This is a genomic window from Colwellia sp. BRX10-9 (assembly GCF_014077405.1).
Lineage (GTDB): Bacteria > Pseudomonadota > Gammaproteobacteria > Enterobacterales > Alteromonadaceae > Colwellia_A.
In genome coordinates, this window is record NZ_JACGVV010000011.1 from 97,754 (window position 1) to 124,257 (window position 26,504).

At 37.1% G+C, this 26,504-nt stretch carries 21 protein-coding genes; 6 read left to right on the forward strand and 15 right to left on the reverse strand.

The features are described from left to right. Positions 1-307: 307 nt before the first annotated feature. The 6 genes from H4J69_RS08850 to H4J69_RS08875 all read right to left on the reverse strand — a co-directional run bounded on the left by H4J69_RS08850 (position 308) and on the right by H4J69_RS08875 (position 7,585). Positions 308-757, reverse strand: a complete 450-nt coding sequence (locus H4J69_RS08850; protein ID WP_310733600.1) for a methyltransferase — start codon at positions 755-757, stop codon at positions 308-310. Between the two features lie 234 nt (positions 758-991). Then, positions 992-1,606, reverse strand: a complete 615-nt coding sequence (locus tag H4J69_RS08855) for a MarC family protein (RefSeq protein ID WP_182244283.1) — start codon at positions 1,604-1,606, stop codon at positions 992-994. Positions 1,607-2,005: 399 nt separating this feature from the next. Further along, entirely contained in the window at positions 2,006-2,698 is a 693-nt protein-coding gene (locus H4J69_RS08860) for an SOS response-associated peptidase family protein (protein WP_182244284.1), read from the reverse strand. 219 nt (positions 2,699-2,917) lie between these two features. Next, entirely contained in the window at positions 2,918-3,622 is a 705-nt protein-coding gene (locus H4J69_RS08865) for a porin (RefSeq protein ID WP_182244285.1), read from the reverse strand. A gap of 342 nt (positions 3,623-3,964) precedes the next feature. Then, on the reverse strand, positions 3,965-5,425 hold the full coding sequence (gene rimO, locus H4J69_RS08870) for a 30S ribosomal protein S12 methylthiotransferase RimO (RefSeq protein ID WP_182244286.1): 1,461 nt from the start codon (positions 5,423-5,425) through the stop codon (positions 3,965-3,967). A 471-nt stretch (positions 5,426-5,896) separates the two neighbouring features. Continuing rightward, positions 5,897-7,585 (reverse strand): M1 family metallopeptidase, encoded by a 1,689-nt coding sequence (locus H4J69_RS08875; protein WP_182244287.1) that lies wholly within the window; start codon positions 7,583-7,585, stop codon positions 5,897-5,899. Between the two features lie 233 nt (positions 7,586-7,818). On the opposite strand from H4J69_RS08875, the gene H4J69_RS08880 reads away from it, so the two are divergent. The 3 genes from H4J69_RS08880 to H4J69_RS08890 all read left to right on the forward strand — a co-directional run bounded on the left by H4J69_RS08880 (position 7,819) and on the right by H4J69_RS08890 (position 10,675). Then, positions 7,819-8,004 (forward strand): hypothetical protein, encoded by a 186-nt coding sequence (locus tag H4J69_RS08880; protein WP_182244288.1) that lies wholly within the window; start codon positions 7,819-7,821, stop codon positions 8,002-8,004. Between the two features lie 118 nt (positions 8,005-8,122). Then, complete coding sequence (locus H4J69_RS08885; protein WP_182244289.1) at positions 8,123-8,644, forward strand: gamma carbonic anhydrase family protein; 522 nt, start codon at positions 8,123-8,125, stop codon at positions 8,642-8,644. Positions 8,645-8,878: 234 nt separating this feature from the next. Further along, positions 8,879-10,675, forward strand: coding sequence for a diguanylate cyclase domain-containing protein (locus H4J69_RS08890; RefSeq protein ID WP_182245051.1), 1,797 nt, complete (start codon positions 8,879-8,881; stop codon positions 10,673-10,675). Between the two features lie 62 nt (positions 10,676-10,737). On the opposite strand, the gene H4J69_RS08895 is transcribed toward H4J69_RS08890, so the two are convergent. Both H4J69_RS08895 and H4J69_RS08900 read right to left on the reverse strand, forming a co-directional pair. After that, positions 10,738-14,472, reverse strand: a complete 3,735-nt coding sequence (locus tag H4J69_RS08895; RefSeq protein ID WP_182245050.1) for a translocation/assembly module TamB domain-containing protein — start codon at positions 14,470-14,472, stop codon at positions 10,738-10,740. Continuing rightward, entirely contained in the window at positions 14,469-16,220 is a 1,752-nt protein-coding gene (locus tag H4J69_RS08900) for an autotransporter assembly complex family protein (protein ID WP_182216539.1), read from the reverse strand. The genes H4J69_RS08895 and H4J69_RS08900 overlap by 4 nt, the downstream gene beginning before the upstream one ends. A 224-nt stretch (positions 16,221-16,444) precedes the next feature. Here H4J69_RS08900 and H4J69_RS08905 point away from each other — a divergent pair, with 224 nt between their 5' ends. After that, positions 16,445-17,299, forward strand: coding sequence for a universal stress protein (locus H4J69_RS08905; RefSeq protein WP_182216537.1), 855 nt, complete (start codon positions 16,445-16,447; stop codon positions 17,297-17,299). 53 nt (positions 17,300-17,352) lie between these two features. On the opposite strand, the gene H4J69_RS08910 is transcribed toward H4J69_RS08905, so the two are convergent. The 4 genes from H4J69_RS08910 to H4J69_RS08925 are packed head-to-tail and all read right to left on the reverse strand — an operon-like array spanning position 17,353 to position 20,518. Then, positions 17,353-18,225: a mechanosensitive ion channel family protein gene (locus tag H4J69_RS08910; RefSeq protein ID WP_182245049.1), complete on the reverse strand. Its 873-nt coding sequence runs from the start codon at positions 18,223-18,225 to the stop codon at positions 17,353-17,355. A 22-nt stretch (positions 18,226-18,247) separates the two neighbouring features. Further along, on the reverse strand, positions 18,248-19,036 hold the full coding sequence (locus H4J69_RS08915) for a hypothetical protein (RefSeq protein WP_182216536.1): 789 nt from the start codon (positions 19,034-19,036) through the stop codon (positions 18,248-18,250). A 10-nt stretch (positions 19,037-19,046) separates the two neighbouring features. After that, positions 19,047-19,511 (reverse strand): hypothetical protein, encoded by a 465-nt coding sequence (locus tag H4J69_RS08920; protein WP_182216534.1) that lies wholly within the window; start codon positions 19,509-19,511, stop codon positions 19,047-19,049. Between the two features lie 35 nt (positions 19,512-19,546). Further along, a complete protein-coding gene (locus H4J69_RS08925; protein ID WP_182216533.1) occupies positions 19,547-20,518 on the reverse strand; it encodes a magnesium transporter CorA family protein in 972 nt (323 codons plus the stop codon). Between the two features lie 194 nt (positions 20,519-20,712). Here H4J69_RS08925 and H4J69_RS08930 point away from each other — a divergent pair, with 194 nt between their 5' ends. Together H4J69_RS08930 and H4J69_RS08935 are read left to right on the forward strand one after the other, a co-directional pair. Continuing rightward, complete coding sequence (locus H4J69_RS08930) at positions 20,713-21,738, forward strand: DUF21 domain-containing protein (protein ID WP_182216531.1); 1,026 nt, start codon at positions 20,713-20,715, stop codon at positions 21,736-21,738. Between the two features lie 186 nt (positions 21,739-21,924). Then, positions 21,925-22,611 (forward strand): mechanosensitive ion channel family protein, encoded by a 687-nt coding sequence (locus tag H4J69_RS08935; protein ID WP_404842429.1) that lies wholly within the window; start codon positions 21,925-21,927, stop codon positions 22,609-22,611. Positions 22,612-22,840: 229 nt separating this feature from the next. Here the strand turns inward: H4J69_RS08935 and H4J69_RS08940 are convergent, their stop codons facing one another. The 3 genes from H4J69_RS08940 to H4J69_RS08950 form a co-directional block, all read right to left on the reverse strand. Next, on the reverse strand, positions 22,841-24,670 hold the full coding sequence (locus H4J69_RS08940) for an SLC13 family permease (protein ID WP_182216528.1): 1,830 nt from the start codon (positions 24,668-24,670) through the stop codon (positions 22,841-22,843). Between the two features lie 461 nt (positions 24,671-25,131). Next, the gene (locus H4J69_RS08945) at positions 25,132-25,584 is read right to left on the reverse strand and encodes a RimK/LysX family protein (protein ID WP_182222952.1); all 453 of its coding nucleotides are present in this window, start codon (positions 25,582-25,584) and stop codon (positions 25,132-25,134) included. Between the two features lie 8 nt (positions 25,585-25,592). Beyond that, a partial coding sequence (locus H4J69_RS08950; protein ID WP_182216525.1) for a succinylglutamate desuccinylase/aspartoacylase family protein occupies positions 25,593-26,504 on the reverse strand: 912 nt, incomplete at its 5' end.

Sequence of the window (26,504 nt, forward strand, 5' to 3'; positions counted from 1 at the left end):
TTGCTTAGACAACAGGTAGAGCTTATATATCAAATATGAGCCGATACTTAGAATACAAAGAGCTAAAGTCTTTGTTACTGACGCAATATCAAAAACGCCCATAAATCCATTTTTCATTTATTCTCCAAAGGTAAAACACACTAATACTATTTAGCTACACTCCAATAAGGAGAGGTTAAAAGTTTACTGAAATGTTGAACGAAATAAAAACAGCCAATTGTTAATTTTCATTATTGAGTGGCTTGTCAGCTAGATACTGAAATTTAGAATATAGTATATCGTCATTACGCCTTAATAAAGCCAAAGCTCATTTTGGTTGCCAATGGTATACGTAAATAGGTGTTTGATAGAAGTCTCTAAGCCTGATGACTCTTGTTGGTTGACATAAAGGTAAGGCGAAGGTGTTACTCACAATAGTAACCTTATTAAAGACTTCATCTACTAACTTTTCTTGAAGAGCGACCATGCCTTCAGGAAAAAGGTAACAAACTAGGGTCGAGGCAGTACTGAGATCAGCGTTTTTAAAGTCTTTACGAAAGAGAGTAAGGTTATCTAAACGTAAACTGTGTTTCAAAATTTTTGAAACCAACCACGGAAACCAAGATAACTCGTAGCCGATAACTTGCTGATTGGGGTTTTTTTGGGCAACAGCTATAACCAGCGTGCCCCAACCAGAGCCTAGATCAATTAAAGGTCCTTTTTCATACGTATCTATTTCAGCAAGCATGGTTTTGCACGCTTTGCTTGAACTCATCATAGGGGAAATCCCCGTTTTCAGCGTACTCCAAACAATGGATAATACTATTAGAATAACTATGACAAGAAGTATTAGAGAAAAAAAATCCATGTTAACAATAGCCTAAAATAGTTGAACGCTGATGATTTCGCTTACACCTAACACCGCAACAAGCGGAAAAAGCCAACTGTTCATTTTACCTTTAATAAAAATTAACAAGATACTCATCCTAAATGCGAGTTAATTTCCCCCTACCTATAGCAGTTTATAATAATCACCAAAGCCGGCTAAAATATTCGTGATAGCAATAGATGAAAGAATGAGTCCCATAACTCGACTGATCACACTTGCTCCACTTGTCCCTATAATGCGGTTAATGAAGCCAGCGAGTAACATTAAGATATAAACTAAAATTAGGACAGATAACATAACTAATGCAGTTTGCGTTTGCTCCCAGAGTGAATATACAGAATTTTTAGTTAAGAGTACGGCCGCTAGCATGGCTCCGGGGCTTGCAATGGAAGGAACCGCAAGTGGAAATATGGCAGTTTCTTTATGGGAGTTTTGTAATGATTTTATTTCTTCATCGGGTTTACTATCGCCAAAAATCATATTGAGAGCAAAAAGAAACAAAACGATCCCTCCAGATATTTGAAATGCGGGTAATGGAATGGATAACGCCGTTAAGACTATTTCACCAACAATCAAGAAAAACAATAACACACACGCAGAGACAATGGTGGCGAGTAAGGCAACACGACGCTTAGTTTTTTGGTCATATTGAGCTGTTACAGCTATAAATACTGGTATTGTGCCAATTGGATCTACAACAGCAAAGAATGTTATAAAAACCGCTAAAATATCTATCATTTTACATGTCCCCCAGATTTAGAATAGTTTAAAACACGATTGTATTATTTAAGTCGAAAACTGGTGAAGTATACAAGATATAGACTTTCTAAACGATTTTAATTAAGGTAATTATCCCTTCTTAAAAATTGATCCCCTCAATAATAATACCTTAGTCTTTTCAAAATATTACATCAACTAAGTCTAAATAAGAAACGGTTATTAAACACACAACACCAGCTTTTAAATGTGCTTCTATGCTAAAACCTTCTGTTCCTTTTACGCTATTTACACCTACTATCAATTATCTCAGATAACTTAGTGTATTATCGACTTTCAATCGTAAATAAAGAGCGATGCTCTGCCCTTTTACTCTCAACAAGTAAAAGCTCAGCTGCTGTTAAGTTTACTTATAAATAATCAATCATAAGGAATTGTTTGCGGCAAAGAAATTGGCTGATGAGTCATGGGCCTATCAATTTGATGGGCAATCAAAGACTGAGGCAAACGCGGATGTAACAAATGTTCAAATTGATCAAGTTCATCACATTGTGGATCTAACCACTTGTCTATGAGTGATAAATTTTGCGGGAGTATCAGTGGCATGGCTTTGCTGTGGATATGTTTTAATTTTTCATGTGCGGGCAGTGTTATCACCGAGCAACTGAGTTTTATTTCACCCGTTTTATTGTGCTGCCATGTTCTATACAAGCCCCCCAATATTAAACCGCCAGACTCTGCTTGCATATCAAAGTAATGAACGGGCTTTTTATCGACAAATTCAGTTTCACCAAAGCCTTTAACGGCAATAATACACCTAGCGCTCCGATACGCCTGATAACCTGCACTTTGGGGAGTATTAAGCTTATCAAATCGGGTATTAAATGAAGTAAACCGAGAGGGTTTAAAGTCATTTTCAGTTTGATCTAGTAATAACCACCACATAGCACTTTCTACTCGGCGTTGTTCACCCACATTCCTCACAATGGAAACGGTGTCTGCTGCTTTAACAAAGCGACGATCAATCGGCCTATCGATAACCTTATTTATTTTTAAGCGGGTATAAAGCTTTTTTACACCGCTATCAAACGTCGTATTCAACCGACCACACATAATACTATCCTTATTTATATCGGCCAGTGTAGCAACGAATATTAGCTGTGTCTTGCCAACGAATGTAACAAGTTGGTGTTAAAGAGAAAATGACTTAGTGACGACTGATGATTAAAAAGAAGATGTTTTTAATGATTAAAGTGAGCCTATTCAACTCACTTTCATATGACTAACAAGGGTAGTTACACAATTAGTTAAGTTAAGTTAAGTTAAGTTAAGTTAAAAACGATAGGTGGCGTAAACACCTGCCACACGATCAAAATTATTATCATATTGATAACCATTTTCTTGCGCATCGAAGCTTGAATAACCAACAAACATCCCAATGTCGGTCTGTTTGCTGTAATTATAATTAACACCAAGACTAACTTCATGAGCGGATTTTTGCTGAAAGTCTTTTAAATCTCGATAAGTATAGTTAACGTTAGCCGTCCAATCTTTTGCTAAGTGGGTTTGCACACCAACAGAGTAACGGTATTCATCTTTATTTTTTAGCTTCTCTTCATCCCACTTTACATAACCTAAAGAAAAAATCAGAGCTAAGTTTTTATCAAAGACATACTTACCCTTTAAGTCGGTACCATAAGCAACCGAATCTCCATTAATGGTTGACTCTTGAAAGCCCCTTAAACCTAACCCAACCGCTAACTCAAAGCCTGCTTCATTGTCAGGGCGAGCTAAAAGTCGGTAACTAATACCATTCAAACCAATCGTTAAATTGTCAGTCAGCCCGTAGCCCAGATTTAAATTTAGCGCTGCGTGTCTTTCATCCTTCTCTTCTCCCCACGCTAAGGCACCACTGACGGCAATGGTGCCATCAGTTAATGTTAAAGGTCTTAATATTGGATTGATAGGATATTCAGTTTCTGCAAAAACAGTCGATGAAGCTAAAAGTAATACCGTGCTAATAAGTGATTTGTTCATAATAATTGTTCCCTAAAGTTTATGTTTTGTAATTTATGGGGGTATTATAAAAACTTATTGCGTTCGGTTCCTGAGGCTTTTTGTCTATCAAATGTCAGCGTTGTGTGAAAAATTGTAAGAAAGAGCAATCCGATGGAAGTCATCACTCATCAATAAAAGGTTAACAGGAGAGGTTTTTGTGTAAAAGCAGATGTAACGATGGGAGAAATATGTAGCCCGTAAGATAGCGGATATAATGTTAAGAGCGTTATTTTTGGAAAAATAAAGCAATAACACTATGGCTATTGCTTTATATTTCAGAGCGATTTAAAACTGAGACATTAAGGGTTATGCCTAGGTGATTTAAGCTTCTTCGCTTTCTTCATCTTCTACACGAACGCCCCAAACATCATGTTCGTCGGCATGGATAATTTGTACCCACATTAGGTCGCCTGGCTTAGCGTCATAATCATCAGACAAATACACTTTACCATCAACTTCTGGCGCATCCATATAAGAACGCCCAACAATACCAAGGGCACTTACTTCATCAACAAGAATTAAATATTCTTGGCCAATACGTGCTTGTAGTTTTTCCGCGCTTATTCTCGCTTGTACTGCCATAAAACGTTGTAAACGATCTTCCATAACTTCGTCTGAATTATGATCAGGTAAAGCATTAGCCGTAGCACCTTCAACAGGTGAGTATTTAAAACAACCGACGCGGTCTAATTGTGCTTCTTCTAAAAATTCTAATAACTCTTCAAATTCTTCTTCTGTTTCACCGGGGAAGCCAACAATAAAGGTTGAACGAATAACTAATTCAGGGCAAATCTCACGCCATTTAGCTATACGCTCTAATACTCGGTCTGAGCTACCAGGACGCTTCATTAATTTTAAGATACGTTTATTAGCATGCTGAAAAGGAATGTCTAAGTACGGCAGTATTTTACCTTCTGCCATAAGAGGAATTATTTTATCAACATGTGGGTACGGGTAAACATAATGGAGACGTATCCAAACGCCTCGCTTGGCTAATTCTTCACATAACTGCTGCATATGAGTCTTAACCGGCATGCCATCCCAAAAATCAGTTTTGTGTTTCACATCAACGCCGTAAGCCGAAGTATCTTGAGATATAACTAATAATTCTTTAACGCCAGCATCAACTAAACGTTTGGCTTCACCTAACACATCGCCAATAGGACGAGAGTCTAAGTCGCCACGCATTGAAGGAATAATACAGAACGTACAACGGTGGTTACACCCTTCTGATATTTTTAAATACGCGTAATGCTTAGGGGTAAGTTTAACGCCTTGTGGCGGCACTAAATCAATAAAAGGGTTATGAACAGGCTTGGCTACATGTTTGTGTACTTGTGTTAACACTTCATCGTAAGCATGAGGTCCCGTAACACCTAAAACATTGGGATGTAATTCGATGATTTCGTCTTTCTTAACACCTAAACAGCCAGTAACCAATACTTTACCGTTGGCAGCAAGTGCTTCACCAATTGTATCTAAAGACTCTTGAACGGCTGAATCAATGAAACCACAGGTATTTACAATCACTAATTCTGCATCATCGTAGCTATTGGTTACATCGTAACCTTCAGTGCGAAGCTGAGTAAGGATGCGCTCGCTATCAACAAGATTTTTTGGGCAACCCAATGAAACAAATCCGATTTTAGCCGCTTTAGAGGGCTGTTGACTATTCTTTTGCTCTTCAATCATCTTAGACGGAATGTCTAATGTGGTTGTCTGGCTCTCGGCTGAATTACTGCTTTTTTTAGTTGCTTGTGGATCGAATTGTTCTACGGTCATATAGTGTCTCAACTTACTCTTATTGTGTAACTGGTGCTTTTACTAATGAAGAGCAGCGTCATAAATGTTGGTTTAACTGTCTTTATAGCTAACTTTAGTGTGTTTGCTTAGGCAGTTGCTTAATGGGAAGGATTATACAGGAATGTTTTGTTCGATGGTAATGGATTTGATGCTACCTGGCTATAAACTCCGAACAAACTGAATAAGAGAAACTATACTTTTCTCTCTTTCTAAAAGCGCTTCCATCATCTTTAAGTATTTAACAAATATGCAACCTAATTCCATTCTCCTTTAACAATATTTACATTTATCGACCTAATCTTCTTGGCCTAATTTTTAACAACACTAATTGGCAACTTTAACCATTTCAGAGTCCGCTCATTTTATGATGGCGTTAAGAAAAAAAGAATGGCTAAAGTAATAGCAGTGCTTCCTTGCACTTTATTAGTGGGGTATGTGCGAGTCTAAAAGCTACTTTTCTTTTGTTTTCAAAAAATCTTGATATTTCGCAATATGAGGCTTTTCTATTAATACTTTACTCATAGGATCAATAATCACTAAATCATTGGCGGACACTTTAATCGTTTGTGGTGTATTCATGGTTAATGTCGTGATCTTACCATTAACTGATACTTCCAACGGTAATGGAAAAAATAAATCATGCGCTATTTGCCATTGCAACGTCAGACTATTTTCAGTTCTTTTTTCAATCACTTTAGGTAATTGAGCCTGATAAAAATACACATCAAAAAACCAGCGATAATTTTGACCTGTTAAACGATTGACAATACTAAGAAAATCATCTGTATCAGCCAGTACTGGCTTGAACAGCCCTGGTTTTGGCTCAGCAACACCATATACGAGCTCAGTTGTTGCACTAAAGAAAGCCTCATCACCAATAAGGTTACGTAATGTGTGTAGTACCCAAGGAGCTTTAGCGTATATATCGGCACCTGGCCCGCCTTTTTCCTCTTGATAAACCCCTTCTACGGTTTGCAATGTTTTACTCACAATAGGAGCTTTATTTCGTATTTTCAAACGCATGTCGTACATGTGAGCCATATAAGCAACTTCGCCATGGAGATACTGTTCATATAGCGGATGCATATAGGCGCCAAAACCTTCATGTAGCCACATAGCATCGGCATTTTTATTGGTTAGTTGATTAGCAAACCATTCATGGGCAAACTCATGAAAAAGCAACCAATCAAACCCATATTTGTCGGCTTGGTACTTGTTACCATAGGCATTAATGGTTTGATGCTCCATCCCTAAATGTGGGGTTTCTGCTATCCCAATTTTGTCTTGAGCAAAAGGATATGGCCCGATCTTTCTCTCAAAGAATGTTGTTATATCAATAAGCTCTTGTGTCAAACGCTGCGCTTTCATTTTGTTTTCGGGTAAATGGTAAAACTCAACAGGGATACTATTGCCGTACCGGCTATCAAATGTGGTTTTAATGACGTCATAAGGTGCAATATTAATGGCAACACCATAAGTGTTTAGTTGCGATAAACTATGCCAATGATACGTTTTAGTCGTATCATTTTCTGTTACCGAAATTAACTTTCCGTTAGCAGCAGCAACCAAATCTTTAGGCACAGTAATATGCATTGTGGTTGTTTTAGGCTCACCAACAGGGTTGTCGATACAAGGCCAAAACAAATCACAACCCTCACCCTGCACAGCCGTAGCTATCCAGTCTTTCCCTGTCGATGTTTTAGACCACACAAAGCCTCCATCCCAAGGGGCTCTTACCGCTTCGCGCGGCGTACCAGAATATTGTACTTCGACGATAAACTGGCCCTTTAGCGGGGTTGTAAGATTTATCACCAGGAGCCCTTCAAGATTGCTGTATTGTGCTTTGTCTATCAACACATCGTTTACCAGCACTTGTTCTATAGTAAAAAAATTATCGAGATTTATGCCTACCTGCCCCATTGCACGCTGACTGTTAAGGGTTAAAACGCCTTTGCCTGAAATAGTTTTTTGTTTAGGAAAGATACGAAAGTATAAATCGGCATGGTCAAGTGTTAAACCCTGCTGAGATATAGGCAAAGGACCGTCACTGGCCATTGTATATTCACTGCGCTCTACTGAATTTGCTTTAACACAAACTGCTAACGTAACAACCCAAAAGCACGCTAATAAAAGCTTCATATGCTAAACCTCAAAAAGTAATGTAAATAAAAAACTTAGCTTCAAGTTATCCCTTTAATATTGGTGATAAAAGCTAATTGCGATTAACGACATCTACTACACTATGAATGGCATGACTAACAATAAAAATCCTAGTGTACATTAAATAAAAACGTTAATAATCTGAAAAACTTACACAATATAATTACGTTTGGGCATTTCCTACCTAAAAATCGCCATTTTTTAAGATACTTGTGGATCGTATTGCTCATACGACAGTGCTAAGCCCCACCCTTTTTACTTTATCAACAACTAAAGAAGTTATCCCTTTAGTTGTTGATAAAGGCATGGGCAGTCATAATATTGTTAAATACTTAAACGAAACCTATCCTGCGCCTTTGCCTAAGACTAAAAAGAAAGTGTGGAATATATCCCCTTGAGTTAGTTAATTAATGAGATACCAACAACAATCCACAGATTATTAGGCGACAAAGTTAATGATTGTTAATCTCTAATTAGTTATATTAAATCAATACATTAATATTAAGGTATCAAGATATGATCTATCAATTAGGTGAACTTTCTCCTCGTATTTCAAAAAGCTGTTTTATAGCACCAAACGCCACTGTAATAGGAAGTGTAGACTTAAGCGAAAATGTCAGTATTTGGTTTAATGTTGTGATCAGAGCCGATTTAGCACAAGTGAAGATAGCGAAAAATTCTAATATTCAAGATGGCTCTATTCTGCATGTTGATGAAGGCTTCCCCATTAATATTGCTGAAAATGTAACTATTGGTCATAAAGTAATGCTTCATGGTTGTACGATAGGTGAAGGGAGCTTAATTGGTATCAATGCGGTGGTATTAAATGGCGCTAAAATTGGTAAAAACTGCTTAATTGGTGCTAATGCTTTAGTGACAGAAAATATGGTCATTCCTGATGGGAGTTTAGTCTTAGGCTCACCCGCAAAAGTAATTAAACAACTTGATGAAAAAACCCAAGAGATGATTGCAGCAGGCGCAGCACATTACGTTCAAAGCAATCATCAATATAGGAAAGAATTAAAGCAAATAGGTTAAGCATCATGCTGGTTAAGTTAAGCATCATGCTGGTTAAGTTAACCGCCTTTGTTGCAAATCAAATGGCCCGCAGTAATTAACACTAAGGTCGTTACTGAGTGCTTTGTTATAAAGAAGAGTTTGAGTTAATAATGAATAATGAGTTTCCGGCCGTTATTTAGCTTTTTTTTGTTTTATCTATTGATTAAAATATGAGAAAGTAACCTAAGGACAACATCAGCGCTAGGAGTTAAAGTGATAAAATGGTTAATAGCATTGATACTGTCACTGATTATCACCTCACCAAGTTTAGCAAACGAGGTAAATGTTGATTCATTAAAAGCAACATTAACAGCACTTCCTCTAGATGATAAAGCACGCTTAGCGCCATTAATTGAGCTGGCAAGCTATTACCTTTATATCGCTCCAAAAGAAACAAGCGCTTATGCAACACAAGCCCTAGCCTTTACTAGTATTGAAGATAGTGATTTCAATAAAGCTAAACTATTGCGCTTGCTTGGACAATCACAGATGTACCAAGGTTTAAACCTTGAAGCTTTCAAACATCTCACTCAAGCGATAAATAGTGCCAATAAGAGTGAGAACGTGCATTTAATCTCAGTCTCTAATAGAGCAATGGGAGTATTTCACGAGCTCATTATCGATCACAAAAATGCAGTAAAATATTATATAGAAGCATTGAAGTTTGCTAAATTAAGCGATCAAAAAGAAGATTTAGCGATGGTTTATAATAACTTAGGGAATGTACTTAATTCTCAAAATGATTATACTAATGCTGTTAAATATTTTAAAAAGTCAATCGTAATCAACACTGAACTCAATGATATTGCAATGCAGATGAATGCTTCTGTTGGATTAAGTGTCTCCTACTTAAGATCCGATAACCCTCTTAAAGCACAACAATTACTTGAAGAAGTGCTAAGAAATAAAGATTACATCAATGACTTTAGCTTTAGTGAAGCATCAGCCAACTTAGCTGATGTTTATAAATATTTAAAAAACTTTACGGCGGCTGAATCTCTATATAAGTTTGTTATTAACGATGAGAAAGGTAGTATTTATCCACCGGCTGTCGCATCAGCATACTTAGGCCTCGCTGATATTTATATCCAAACAAACCAAATAAAAGCCGCCATCGATTTATATCATAAAGGCATTGTTGAGGTAAAAAATAAAATATCGGTGGAAAGTGAAATGGCGCTTTATGAAAATTTAGCCAAATTAGAATTAAGCCAAGAAAATTTTAAAGCAGCGGCTATTATTCAAACAGAGTACATAAACAGAAGAAATCAAGTTCAACCGTTGACACAAAAGGGTCTATTACAAAAATTGGAGAGTCAACTACTCTTGGAACGAGATTACATAAAACTACAAGATGAATTACTGATCAGCGAACGAGAGTCTCGCCACGCTTCAATGTACCTATTTGCTGTTATTGTTATTTCACTGATTAGTTTAGTGCTATTCCTAGTATTAATGCTAAGAAAACAGGTGATCTCTCGTTTGGAAGCCACAAACAAAACATTAAAAAAAGCTTCTGAAACCGACCATTTAACAAGCATTGGTAACCGTCGTTTTTTAGAGCATCAAATTGATACCTTTAGAGGGCGAGATATACAAATGGCCTTTTTGCTGCTTGATGTTGATTATTTTAAAGATATTAACGACAACTTTGGTCATGATGCTGGTGACGAAGTCTTGGTGGCGATTGCTGATAAAATTAAAAGACTGTGTCGAAAAGATGATTTATTTGCACGTATTGGTGGAGAAGAGTTTGTTATTTTATTAATGAATAGTAATGAAGTGTCTGCCTGCTTATTTGCAGAAAGAGTCAGAAGTAGTATTGAAAAAATGGCCCTCCCCTTTCAGTCTAAAGTCACAGCAAGCATCGGTGTTACGTTTGGTAATATGAACAACGCTAATTACGACGAACTATACAAACAAGCCGACATTGCACTTTACTCAGCTAAAGACAAAGGCCGTAATAAAGTGCTGCTATTTCCTAGTTTAGATCCAACAGTTGCTGATTAACGCAGCTTAGCGTTTATTAACTTATCGAGTGTGTTAGGAAATAAAGGTTACTGGTCACCGGCTTATTTTATGTCGAATGAGTAATAAATATCGGCAGAGCTTTCTAGCCCAGAAACTGTTTCAACCCATAGTCTGTTTAATAAATAAAACCTCACGGTTAATTCATTGATAGGCTTCAGAATACCAACCCCGTATTTAATATAAACCTGCTCACCTAAATAGCCAGCGATGGAGGCTTGCTCATTGTCTCCGTCTATTTCGATTCTATTGATCAAAGGTAATTTTTCTATTTGAGTGAGCACACCAGAAAAGTTTGTTAACGCTGAACCTAAAGCCACACCTATAGCCGTATTACTATCGCTGGTTTCTGCATCTAAACCGCGCCCTCTCACCAGATACGATAAAGTTTCAGATTGTTGCATGGTTGGCTTTGAAAACAGCTTGATATTCAAACTGTTGGCTAATCCAGTTGCATCAATACCGACAATAATGTTTTCTTTTTCAATGCTACGTGTCGCTTGCATTGAGACATAGGGGTTATTCGCTGTGCCATTAAAAGAAATAATACCTTTAGTTAACGACAAATCTTGCCCATAAGCGCGATAGCGACCCTCGGGGATCTTTAAGCTGCCAAAGAGCTGCAAGGGTTGATTTGCCTGCTGACTCACTTGTAATTCGCCGCCTAGACGACCTATAAACCCTTGCCCTTCAACTTTAAATGCATCGGCAATAACCACACGAACATTGGTAAATAATTTAAATGGTTTTTCATTAGCAACTTGTTCGCCTGCATCATTAACCATAATGACATCCTTGCTTAAACTAACACTTCCTTGCGGCAATTTATTAACCAGTAATTTACCTTCGAGCACTTCTATACGGCCCGATATTTTCAGCTCTGATGCTTTGATTTGGGCGTTAAGGTGAGGAGAAACGGTTATGCTAAGATCCGGGGGAACTGATAACTTTAATGATTCCCCATCAAAATCAAAATTACCTTGCAATTCATCTTGCCAGTCAACGTCTCCTTTAAGATTAGCTAAGGCATTATTAATATTTACCCCACCAGAAATAACGGCTTGTTGACCTTTAAATTTTAAAGCCATATTAATATCAGTTAAGGTATTAATATTTCCTAAAATTTTAGCTTTACCTTTAGTTAACGTAATGTCACCTGTTATTATTGGCTTATCTAAATCACCATTCACAGTTAAACGGCTATTTAATAGGCCTTCCAATGAGGTTAACTCTGGCAAAAAAACTTGCAAGGGTGAAAGGTTGAATTCATTAATATTAAGCTGGCTATTTATAGTGCGACTATCGGCAAAGACAATCGTACTGCTAAGGTTGACTATTTCAGCACTGTCTTGAGCAAAAAAAGCAAGTTTGCCTGCAACACTGCTACTATCAACTTTTAACGTTAACTCACCCTTTTGCCACTCAAGTAATTGATGTAATTCGCCTTCTTTAGTTGTCTTTATATCGCCATCACTAATAAGTAATTTAGCATTAACGGTTGGCATTTTGTTTTGTTGCCAACCCACAGCAACATTCCCCGCTAATGTGCTCTGCACAGTTATATCTTTAGGAATAAAGGGCGTTAAAAGGTCTGTGTCTAATTGAACGGCTAACGTTAACTCGTCTTGAGCTACTTTTAAGGTGGCATCGTCTTTTAGACAGAGCTGAGCGCCGTCACCAAGCCAGCAATGTTTATTAACAGCAAGCGTTTTAAGGCTATTATTATAAAGTATATTAAGTGGCTGACTTGATTTAAAAACATCGTCACCTATCGAAAAAATTACCTGATCAGTTTGTACTCGCCACTGCTCTCCCACAGGTGAATAGTCACTATTAATTAACAAGTCAATCGCTGAATCGCCAAGCCATGCTAGCTTTACTTTTTGTTGATTTAAATCACCACTACTCGACAAATTAACACCATTGATGGTGTGATCGTTCCAATTGATAAGCGCACTGCTAAACGCTACCTGATGTTGATGATTATCCAGCGGTCGATATTTGACCTCGACCTTAATGGCATCACTGGCAAGATTAGCCACTAACAACTTTTTTAATTCACCTTGTAGATTGAGTTCTGGCTGCTCAATTGGACCAGATATTGAAATATTGGCCGCTATTCCACTTTCAATATCCTTTAACCATAAACTGCTATCTCCAACATTAACCGTACCATCGACATGCCAATGGGTATCGCTATGGCCTTTTATGTTAAGCGCTATATCACCATAATTGAGCTTAATATTACTTAGCGCTAATTGACCTTTATGGTTAATATCAACATTACCGTTTGCGTTAAAAGCTATTTTATTAATTTCGCCTTTGACCTTAGAGTCAGCAAGCGTAAACGCCCATTCATTATCTTGCCAAAATCCTTTACTGTAAATATTTCCCTGCAGTCGACCCGATAAACGTTTATCAATATTAGGTAAGCTAATGCCCGAAGAATTCACCTTAACATCCCATAAGAATCGATTGCCTAACTGTAACTCTCCGGTTATATCCAAGCGGCTATTTTCTTTGAACTCTTCAAAATATAAGGTCTTTATTTTAAAGGTTTGTTCACTGTAAGTTGCCTGTAGTTCCAATGCGGCATCTTGGTAACCAAAGCCACTAATGTTACTTTTTAAATCAATAACATGTCGGTTAAGGTCGCCTTCGCTGTTTAATAACAGTGTTGATGGAGTAATAACATTAGCGATATCATCAGGTAAAATAAACTGGCTAACATCAGCTTTCAATTTATAAGGTAAGTTTGCGTTAGTAACATCCACTGACATTTTAGCGGTTAGTGTTAATTCACCCACGTTGCTAATCGTTGTTACTAAATCAGCTAAATCACCTTTTAATGAAACCTTTTGTTCAGAATGACTGAGTTGTGGTAATAACTCAAAGTTATCAATGGAACTACTCAAGGCTAAATCAACAAGATAAGGGGGTACAAAGTCAACTTTTCCTTTTAATGAAAACTCTCCTACTGCCGCTACTTTTGATGACAATTCTTCAATAGATAATTGCGTTTTGAACCATGATAAACGTGCCACATTATTCGTGGTATTAATTAGCGTTTTCTCACTGCCCGTATTGTCTAATTCATTAACGATTAGCGTTTTTACCACCAACGACTTTAGCGCTAACTTAACTGGTAAATACATCTTAGGCAGTGATGCCAGTGGCCAAGGGGTAACGGGTTGCGGGGTTGATGAGGTCTTCGCCGCAGATAAATTAATATGTGCTTTAAGCAACCGAGCATTATCTATATTAATAGCGATATTACTCACAACATTCTTATTGACCGATAAAGCACTAGAAAACTCGGTTAAGTTTATCGCTAGCCCCTGAGTTGTTATTTGGGCGCGAGCTAAAGAAAACTTCTTTAATTTAACGCTAAAGGGTAAGGTGAAATTGGTTGAGTTAATCGTTTGTTCGACAAGTTGCTCAGATGATTCCGCTGGCTTTGCTTCTTTTATGTTGACTTGTAGTGCACCTATACTGAGTTCATCAATACAAATCTGGTTTTTCCATAGGCAGCGCAAATGCAATTTTAAACGAATGTTACTGGCATTAATTAGCGCATTATCGTTTTCAATTTTTAGTTTACGTAACGCTAAGTCATCTAAAAGGGCACCACTTTTGTATTCAACTTGCAGCGAGGAAACCTTACCGACAAAATAAAGTGATAACTGAGCTCCCCAAGGCGTTGAAAGTAGTATGGCAAAGAAACACAGTAAGCCGGTTAACACGCCGATAAGTGTGAAGCTGGCACGTTTATAAGTCATAGTTCAGCACCAATACTAAAATGAAGACGCCATAATGGGTTTTCTTCGCTTAATGAATACCCTAAAGCAAACCTGATCGGCCCAATGGGAGAAATATAATGAAGACCGGGACCAATAGAGTATACCGGTTCAAGTTTGTCATTATCATTAACACTTCCAGCATCAATAAACAGTGCGCCGCGCCATGTATTTGAAAAGTAGTACTGGTACTCCAAACTAGCAACGACCATATTAGTGCCACCAATAACGATTTCCTTCCCTTGGTTAATACCTTCTGAAAGAGTCACTTTAGGGCCAATTGATTGATAGTCGAATCCTCGAATACTTTGGTCACCACCAGCATAAAACCGTAATGAAGGAGACAGTTCCTCTTCAAAGTCTTTGTCGACAATAACATAGCCAAGCTCTACTCTTGCGACAATACGGTGCTTAGGAGCAAACAGAGAAATATATTTCCAACGCGCATTAAAACGTAAAAATGAGGTTTCTGAAGATAAACCTTCATAGCTTCCTTCTAAATTATAGTATTGTCTAAATCCCTTAGTTGGATCGAGTAAAGGGCCATCACGATCAATATCAGACCAAGTAAACCCGGGAATAAAATAACTGGCATCATCGTAAACATTATCAGTCTCCCACTCTTCATCTAAGTGTCTTAAATAAGGTTGGCGTAAAATATCATCTTTTAGATAAACGCGTCCTACTTGAAAAGAAAAAAATCGACTGGTTAAGTCTCCATAGTCATTTTTTTCTAGTTCAGTTTGTAATTGCAACACATCATTGTTGGGGTGTGACAAAGGAATACTGTAAATAAAATGCCCGGTCGGATTAATGGTTGAATAGGACAACCTTGTTTCTTGACGATGCCCATAACGGTTGACTAGCGGTGTTTTCCAGCCGAAAGAAAACCTTTCTTTGGTGTCAGTCGCGTAGCCTAGTCCTAAATTAAATTGATGGCGTTTCGCTTTTTCCAGCGATACATCTATTGGTAAGATGTTATTCGCGCTATTCTCTGTTTCAGGGCGAACAACAACATTGCTAAAGTATTGAGTTTCATCCAGTTCATTTTGTAAGTTTTGCAGTGAGGTTTGTTGATAAAAATCACCTTGCTTAAAAGAAATCAAAGGTTTCAAAATATCTGTATTTATATCAAAATCATTAAACTTTATCTCACCAAAACGATAACGAGGTCCACTGTCAAAGTGAACAATAATCTCTGCGGTATCCAAATTTTTGTTTATAGCGATATTAGTTTTAATGAACTTACTATCAAAGTAACCTCGTTCTAAACCTAAGGAAACCAAGTCCGTTTTAAATTGCTCATAAATGCCATGATGTAATATATCTCCGCTGGCAATAGGCACCTCTTTGATAATATCTGAAAAAGCACTATCCCCTAAAGCGTCGCCACTTAGGTTAATACGCACGTGTTTTATTCTTGTTGGCTGATTGAGTATCACGACAAGACCAAGCGTCCAGATATTTTTATCTAAATTCTTGTCAATTGAACTTGTTACCTCAGCACGGTAATAACCCAGTGCCTTGAGCGCATTTAAGGCTTGTTTTTTCGCTGTAAAAACAAATGCTGTTCGTTCGGTGTCATTCTCTGGCAAATTGCCTAGATAAGCATAAATATTTTGTTTTGCTGCACTGGATAAGTTATCTGAAAGTTGAACGATAAGTGTGTTCGATGTTGCAAATGGTGAGATTAAAAAAAACAAGATGAACAAAAAAAAACGACTATACATTATGCTAGATTATCCGTGAAATTTGCAGTAATTAAATAAAAGCATAGCATAACAGTTTATGTGGTTTTGCTGATAGAAAAGTTTTAAGGTAGAAATAACTATCTATACTTTCAACCTTACGATAAATTTACACAATATTGACTTCTTCAGCAAAGTCGCCAGACCGTTTTAACAAAATTAGGTCAATCCCACCCGGGAACTAACATCCAAAATGAGGGAATAGAATGATAACTGAGCAATTAATTTGGTTTATAGATGGACGTTATTTTTATAAAAGCATTACTTTAGATAAAGTTATTCACCTCGCCAACACTCATAAAATGCGCGTTAAAATAATCATCGATGCTAAAGTAAAATCTACCCAACGGTGGTATTGGCATGCCATGGTTGGCGACTCACCAACGGCTAATGAAGATTTAGTGGTGATTAACAAGAAAAAACAAACCTTGCTTAAAGCATTAGAAATGAGTGCAATTAAAGCTGAAATTATCGTTTCAGAGTCTGCAGATCACATAAAAACAATCAATACTGAATTAGCAAAAACAAATAATGGCCTGCTAATTTTAGAAGACACACCACCTAAACAAAGACATCCCATTTTTCAAACTCTCACTGAAATAAACGCACCCGTATTATTATTAACTGACAAGGTATGGAAAGAAAACATCAATGCCATTGGCGCTGTTGACCCATTACACGAAAATGATCGGCCAGCAAAAATTGATGAACATATTGTTCAGCATTTAAAAAGCTGGGAAGATTCGCTTTCAGTAAAATGGAAACTTATCCACTGTTGTTACATTTCATCAGTTTTATACCAATACAAAAACAAAGTACTGTCGATGCACCAAGACGGTTTAAAAGAGTTCGCTGATCAGTTCCGCATTAAGAGGGATCAATATCAATTACTTGAAGGTTTACCTGAAGAGGCCTTAAAGTCATATATTAACAAAAACCATATCGATATTTTATTTATCGGTCTAGTTAATAGAAACATGCTGGATAAGTTTTGGGTGGGAAGTACTACCTCAAATTTTTTATATGAGCCGCCATGTGATTTATTGCTTATTAAACAGTAAAATAAATAATGAGCATTAACCAGCAAGGTTAATGCTCAACGTTGATTCAGTCACTACTCTTCTTTGGATACAACATCTGCCGTACTTCTCGGGTTCTCATTCATAGCAACTTTAAAAGGTTTACTTGCACTCCCGGCATAAAGGCTGATATGCGGGAATGGGATCTCAATGCCCTGCTCATCAAATGTTTTCTTAATGTTCTGATACATTTCATTTTTAAGCGCAAGAAAATTCTCTCTTCTTGACCACACTGAAAATTGAATATCAACTGACGATGAACCAAACCCGGTCAAAATAAACAAAGGTGCTGGCTCTTCCAAACAAATAACATTTTTTTCGGCAATTTTTAATAATAAATCACGCACTTTTTCAATATCTTCTTTATAAGCAATTCCTAGTTTTAAGTCTGCTCTTCTAATGGGATACTTTGTCATGGTGGTGACCGCACTTTTTATCATGCTTTCATTGGGTATTCGAACAAATAAATTATCAAAGGTTCTTAATTTAACAGACAATAAATCAATTGAAATAACTTCCCCTAAGATGTCATTGACTTTAATCACATCACCGATTGAGAAAGGTCTTTCTATCATCAAAAATATGCCACTGATTAAATTTGATGCTGAAGTTTGTGAAGCAAAGCCAATCGCGACAGTAAAAATTCCCGCTGCGCCAAGTAATATCGTTAAGTCGATACCAATATGCTTTAAAGCCGACAAGACAAATAAGCCCAGTAAGGTATAAAACACCGTTCTTTTTAACAAAAACACTCCGTGTGTCGTCATTTTCTTGCTAACAATTCTTTCCATCGCGCTACTGAGCGCTTTAGCAATAAAGTAACCGACCACAAATAAAATAAGTGCCTGTGTTAAGGTGTAGAAATGAGATGCTTTGAGCATATTAAAAAACTCATTAATGACTTCCATATAATATTTACCTAACTAAAGTTTACCCAAATAAGTTACTGATTCTGCGAATTATTTTACCGTGCTCAGAGGTTTCTCGCGGACTACTTATCGCGGTAAGGGGTTGAAATTCAACTGAAACACTTCTTTCTATAATTAATTCAATATCGGCTGATTCATTATTTCTTTCAATGGTTATGCCAGATGTCCACAGTTGGTTTTTATCATCACTATATAAATGTAAGTAATTAACAGGAACATTAATCCTGTTGATGATAAGTTCTTTGTTATGGCTATTAATCACCGTAATTGACGTTGTTGCTCGGTGGGGATGTAAATCAAGCTCTTCAAGTTTAGTTTTTGCAGAGGTATATTTTGCATAGCACAATTGTCCGTCGATGGTTGAGCTACCAAACCATGAATCTGACGGACGCCAAAAGGGTAAATCAACTAAGCATTTAGCACTTGGAAATGTTTCAGCATAAAACCAAATAGGTGTACTAATAAACAGCTGAACTTTTTCACCCGCTAAAATAGTTAGCGGTGATGAAGGGCGTGCAATAACCGAACGATCGGCTAATTTTGGAAATACTTTTATTTTATCAGAGCTAGCTTTCTCTAAAAAACGACCGATATCAGCATCGCTTTCTAGTGCAAAGTTTTCGCCAGCAGAAACCACAATGTCTTGGTCTTCTTCTTGATTTTCAATATTCCAAATGTTCCATTCAGTTGCCTTGCGCTTTATGAGTATCGCGCGTTGACCAACGCTCCAACATTTTGTTTCATGACTTTCATCAAAGGTAAACTCGCCCCACCAGATGTTGTTACTCATAGTTTACTCATTAAAAATTCACTTGAAATAATAAATCGCCAAATCCCCAGATAAAGGTGCCTGTTATCAACAATGAAACTTCTAAAATACCGAGCTGGTATCTAACATTATCTTTAACAACATCAATTTTATCGTCAAAATCATCTTCAATCGTTGCAATTTCTTTGTCGATGTACTCTGTTGGCACATTGATTTTTCTGAGTTTCATTTTGGCTCGTGACAATACCAAGCGATGTTGAATATTGAGTTTACTGATAAGAACACGTTCAGCAATAATGGCGCCAATACTTGACCAAACACCAATGATAACAATTAAACAACCACTTCTAGAAAGCCACTCTAGCCCTAAAAACTGAGTTTTTGACAAATAATAGCCCATACTAATCAGGGTTAAAGAAAGTAACCAAGCCATTATCGGTTGTCTTTTTCTGATGTTAATGACTTTTGCTTCATAAAGTGTTTTTGAATCGCTCAATATCTGTCTTCTTTTTTTAATTAAATTAGTGGTTATTACAACCAGCGTTTTTTCTTAAACCAAACAATAAGACCAACAGAGATAACCGACATCACCCCAAGTAAAGTAAAGTAACCGTGTTCAAATTTAAGCTCGGGTATGTATTCAAAATTCATCCCATATATTCCTGCGAGGAAAGTCAAAGGTACGAACAAAGCGGTGATAACCGTTAACACTCTCATTGTTGCGTTTAGCTGATGTGAAGTAACCGACATATAACCGTTAATTAAATCTCCACAAATATCATAATACATTTGAGAGAGGCTCAATAATCGATCAAGTCGCTCTCTTAAGTCATTTACTGCATGTATTTCTTGTTCCGTAATGAGTGATGTTTCATCATCTTCAAGATAACTGTTAAGGGTATTTCCAACAGTTACATGGTAATTAAAAGTTCTTCTAATTTTAACCAACCTCGAACGATGTGAGGTGATTTCTCGCATCATTTTATCGTTACCACTGATTTGAAATTGATCTTCAATTTTTTCTAAGTTTTGTTCAAAGTCAAATAATTGCTGTAGGTAATTACCACAACTACTGTGAAATATTTTCAATGCTAAGTGTACTGGGCTTCTCGCTAAATACTTTTCACTGCTGGCAGTAAATAAGGCATTTATCGCTATCGAGCTTTCAGGATGACCGGTAATTAACACCCGTTGACCGATAAACATACTGATTTGTACATGTTCAAAGGTTAAATTATTTTCTTTGGCAACAAAGCCACGGTAAAGCAGAAAGATGAAATCATTGAACAGCTCAACTTTCGGAGGGTGTCTTTCTCTTTGAGCATCTAAAATAGCCAAAGGGTGACAGCCAAATTGAGTGAATATTTCTTTTTCTTGAGATTTTTCGACTTTATCAAGATCAATCCATAGCACGGTACTTTCATCTTGTTGCCATTCACTGACTAATTCTTCGCCACCAATTTTAACAGGCGCAGAGGGTGAAATTAACATACATTTAATCATGATAAATCCTTAGGTATAATTACAAAATAATGCGGGTGTCAGCATTACAAATAATAACTGATAGTAAACGTTATAAACTTTCCCATTATAAGCAATATTTTAGAGTAAAGGTCAAATAATTAGTTGTTATCTCAGCAAGTAAAGTTAATAATTCACCCAATTAAAGCTATTAACATTCCTATTAGGATTATTACATGTCAACTGACATTATTACTTGGTGTGCAATCGCCTTTTGTATCACTCAATCAGCCATTTTCTCAGGATTAAATCTCGCATTTTTTTCTATAAGTCGCCTGCATTTAGAAGTTGAAGCTAAAAAGGGTAATAAAGCAGCACAAACTATTTTACGTCTGAGAGACGACTCAAATTTTTTATTAACAACAATATTATGGGGTAATGTTGGAATTAATGTGTTGTTAACAATGCTCTCTGATTCAGTGCTTACTGGCATCAGTGCTTTTCTGTTTTCAACTATTGCCATTACGATTATTGGTGAAATTACCCCGCAAGCTTATTTCTCAAGAAATGCCTTAAAAATGGGCAGCATGCTCGCCCCTATTATTCGTTTTTATCAGTTCCTTTTTTACCCCGTAGCCAAACCAACTGCACTTATTTTAGATGCTTGGCTCGGCAAAGAAGGGATTACTTACCTTGAAGAAAGTGAACTTAGAAGTATTATTCGCCAGCACATTTCCGCAGAAGAAGCCGATCTTAATCATGTTGAAGGTATCGGTGCGTTAAACTTTTTTGCTTTAGATGAGATACAGGTCACTGAAGAAGGTGAGATAATTGATCCTAAATCAATTATTGCCCTACCAACAAAGTTAGACTTACCTATTATTCCGGTAACGACACAAGGTCCAGATGACCCATTTTTAATGCTGGTAAATGAAACTAACCATAGTTGGGTAATACTGACCAATGAAGCTGGCTACCCATTACTCGTGCTTGATGCAGACGGTTATTCACGAGCTGCGTTATATCAACCAGGCGATTTTGACCCTTACAATTATTGTCATCGTCCTGTTGTGATAACGGATGAAACGACACCATTAAATGAAGCTATACTAAAAATGAAAGTGAATACATCTACTGACAAAAACTTTGATGGTGTGATAGAACACGATGTATTGCTTATTTGGGGAGAAACCAAACGTATTATTACTGGCGCAGACATTTTTGGTTTGCTACTTAAAGGCATGCTTCCTAATATAAAATAAACAGGTTAAATATTTATAATGGAATGGTTAGACAAAATATTCAATTTAAACAGTTTTACCGAGTTATTGTTTGAATATAAATTTATTGTTACTTTTTTACTGTTGATGACTTCATTTTTGATTAAAAATTTAATCATAAAAGTTATAAAACTAAAATCGAAACAAACCAAAAGATTAAAAATTAATATGGTGAATAATATTTTCACCATATTGATCATTATTTTACTTTTTAATCTATGGTCCGAAGAAATCCAAAAGTTTGCCTTTTCTATTGCCGCTTTTGTTGTGGCAATTGTATTAGCGACTCGCGAGTTTATTCAGTGTTTTATTGGCTTTATCTATATATTATCGAGTCGACCCTTTCGTATTGGTGACTGGATACAAGTAGGTAACTATGTTGGTGAGGTGCATTCTACCGATTGGGCTAAACTTACTTTACTAGAGGTCAATAAAGATGATTATGAATATACCGGCAAAACGTTATATTTGCCTAATAGTCAGTTAATTACTTCGGTAATTAAAAACCTTAATTTCCTCAAGCGTTATGCGGTACATCATTTCACTATAGTACGTGATGACAGTGCTAATCCCTTTGACTTTATCGATACCTTGTATGAGAAAGCAGACTTATATTGTCATGACTTTAAAGATGTGGCAGTTCGTTATAATCATCTTATTGAAAACCGCTTAGATATAAAGATTGCAGGTCCAAAACCGCACATTCAAGTAGCTACCTCTGAGCTGGGTGACACTCAGGTGTTTTTTACTATTTTTTGCCCCACTGAAAGTGCGATGGAAATAGAACAGAAATTAACGTCTGACTTTATGAAACTATGGTTTGAGAATAAAGCTTTAAAAAGTATTAATAAATAAAAGAGCAACAGACATCGTCTTGTAATGGGCCTTAATCTTTGTAGCTACACAATAAGCACAACAGCTGAGTTGTGCTTTATTTATAAGCCCCACAACAAACATCACCCTAGTTCAACGTTACAAAAAATCCTCATTATTAATTAGGCTTTTTGCTTACCAATGCACCTTTCATCTTTAGTGTATTAACGAAGATTAGCGCAGCCTAAAACAAAAGACTGCTTTTTTTATCTTACAGATATAACCAATTTAACAGTAAGGATAGCGTTACCCACATTAGAATAATCAAGGGAATACCAACACGCATAAAATCAGAAAAACGATAACCACCGGCGTTCATTACCAAAAGGTTAGTTTTGTAAGCCATAGGGGTTGCATAACTTAAGTTAGCACCAAAGAGTACTGCCAATATAAAAGGTTCTGCTGGTAGGTTGAGTTGGCTAGCAACAGAAATGGCAATAGGCGTACCAATAACAGCAGCAGCATTGTTAGAAACAATATTAGTTAATATCGCGAGTAACAGCATTAGGGCCGATAAGACACCTCCTGGTGGTAAACCAAATGATAATGCGACAAACACTTGGGCTATGTACTCAGCGCCACCGGTTGTCATCATTGCAGAGCCTAACGCTAAAGACGCGGCGACAATTAAAATAACTTGCGTACTAAGCGCTGATGAAGCTTCTTGCCAATTTAAACATTTTGTTAATAACAAGACGAGTACACCACAAACCGCACTAATTTCTATAGGTAAAATACCTAAGGCTGACGATACAACTACGGCTAACAAGGTACCTAAGGCAATGGGTGCTTTACTTGTTTGAGGTAATGACTCCGCGCCATCAATAATGAGTAGTCCTTGTTTAGCTTTTAATAAATCAATTTGCTCTTGCTCTCCTTGTACCAGTAAGACATCGCCAATTTTCAGGCGGGTATTGCCGATACTGCTGCGACCAATTTCCATCGCTTTACCTGCTCGATGCAAAGCGATCACTGATATGCTGTGTTTTTGTATAAAATTGACTTGTTGTAAAGTGTGCCCTTCAACCCCCGAGCCAGCAATAATAACAATCTCTGCCAACGTTTGTTTCTCGGCTTTTAGAGGGTGTTCGTCATCAACTTTATGCAGTCCTGAGAATAAAGTGGCTCCTAATACTGACTCATATTCTTTTAAACGGTCTGGATAGTCATGAACTTTTAGGCGGTCACCAACGATAAGCACGGTATCGGGCAAAGGCATTATATTTCGATAGTTGGCGCCACGCTGAATACTCTCAATTTTTAGCTGGCCATCAGTCAAAGCAATTATCTCGGTAATTGTTTTCTCGTTAGCCACACTTTCTTCATTTATATTAAGATAAGCGCTAAACAGACGTGGCGAAGTATCAGGCATTGATGGTGTTCTGCTTGGGAGAAGTTTAGGCGCAATTAGCCATAAGTAGAGTACGGCAACAACAGAAGCAATGAGTGCTGGTTGTATAAAGTCAAAGAGCCCAAACTCAACCGCCCCCATATTTTTTGCAATACTAACCACTAATAAATTGGTCGATGTACCTATCGTTGTCGCCATTCCCCCAACTAAGGTTGCTAATCCCATCGGCAGTAGCATTGGCGAAGAATCTGTTTTAGTACGCAGTGATACACTGATCAAGATAGGCAGTAACAGCACCACAACTGGGGTGTTATTAATAAAAGCACTTAAACCTCCAGCTAAAACAAGTGTTAGTAACAAAGATAATGTTGGACTTATTTTCCATAATTTAGCCAAGTATCGACCAATGGGCTCCAATGCCCCTGTACGAACAATACCGTGACCAATGATCATTAACGAACAAACCGTCACTAAGGCTTCATGACCAAAGCCAAAAAATAATGAGCTAGGTTCGAAATGTGTGCCATCTATATAAAAAGGGAAGAATGCAAACGCCAAACACAATATAGCGATAACAGCCAAAGAAGAGGTTTCTAAAGGGATATCGTCTCGACGAAAGAGATATAAGGCAAATACGGTAATGAGTAATACCGCTAATGCATGATTATTAGGTAAGTCAGGAATATTCAAAAGTAGTACCAAGTTAATTTAATTATTTAGCGGCTACAACCACTGCTTATAAAGCTTATTCTAAATGAATGCGCCAAATTATTACAAGTCAATGAAGCCTATTCTAATTATTTTTAATAACTATAATACGTGTTTTCAATTAAGTACATAGTCACTAATCAATAGATATTTTTATAACGAGCTCGTTAAAGCTTGAGCTATATTAGTTAAAAAGAGTGGCAACAATAATTCAGCAGCCGCTCTCAATATGCACTTTAGAAAGTAAGGTCTTGGCAGACAGGGAGCAATAAGGAACTTTTAGTGACAACAAAGTAGCGGTAATATGTTCTGCATATCTTTAGGTTATTTGACGGCAGATAACGCGCTACTTTTAACGTTGATTGTCGGACAGCGATTCATCTTTTGTGGTGTTTACCGCAGACAAGGAATCGCTTTTTATATAAAAAACGTATAGATAAGGCTTAACCTAGCTCACTTTCTATTTTTGATCCTAAAAAAACTTTTGATGGATCAACAAGAAAACGTTTGCCTAAAGCTTCTCTTCCTAACAGCATTAAATAACTCATATCAGAGCGATCTGTTAAGGTTATTTCAATTGACCACTTTTCTTCGCCAAGTACGATTAATGTTTCAATAACGTAACGTTGCTCTACGGTGCCATTAGAAGACTTTATTTTCCTGATATCACTAATTGGCGCACTACATTTAACAATAGTATCAACATTATGCGCATCAGGATGAATATCAAAAATCACCGAAGGCTTGCCATTTTTAATAACTTTTGTAATATTATCGACGTGTAACGACGACGTTTTTGCGCCGGTATCAACTCGAACTTGTAAATCGTCAATAGCTAAGTCTGGCAAAGCTATTGACTCTAAACGCCCAATAACAACTTTATTTGCTTTTTTCATACGGTTTCCTAACTGTCGTCATTTTCAGGTAAAAGCTGCTCTTGTACGTTTTCAATGTGTTCAGCGATTTCTTCATCGTCTTCACTGAAATAAGCGACATGAAACATAGCTTCTCCATCTTGTACTAGCGGTATATTTTGCTTACCGATTAAAATGCCTGAGCGTGTTGCTTTAACCGAATCAAATATTGCACCATATGGGCTACCAATTTCGGCTAACACTTGACCTTTAGTGATCTGATCGCCCAAATTTACAATATTATGAACAATACCACTAGCGTTAGCGCGCACCCATTGACTACCATTAGCAATAAAAGGCACAAGTTTTTTCTTCTTAGAGCGGACAACTTTTCTGGTCATACCTAAATATTGTAAAACATTTAAGATACCTTTCATGCCCGCTCGAATTGAAAACTCATCAAAACGCAGCGCTTCACCCGCTTCATATAAGAGTATTTTCGTTTCGTTTTTAACGGCTGATTCTCTTAACGATCCGTCAACTAAAGTAGAATTTAACACAACCGGTACGCCAAACACTTCCGCCAAGGCTTTGGTATCGGGATCAGACATATCCGCCCTAATTTGTGGCAGGTTTGAGCGATGAATTGCCCCGGTATGTAAATCGATACCGTAATCACAATGTTTAACGATTTCATTGAGAAATATATGCGCGACACGCCCTGCTAAAGAGCCTTTCGCAGAGCCGGGAAAACAGCGATTTAGATCACGACGGTCAGGCATATAACGACTTTGATTAACCACGCCATAAACGTTAACCATAGGAACAGCAATAACTGTGCCTCGCGTTATTTTAAGTTTCTTTTCGTGGATCAAGCGTCGAATAATTTCAATACCATTTAATTCGTCGCCATGTACCGCCGCACTCAAAAAAATAGTGGGCCCCGGTTTTTTAGCGCGAAT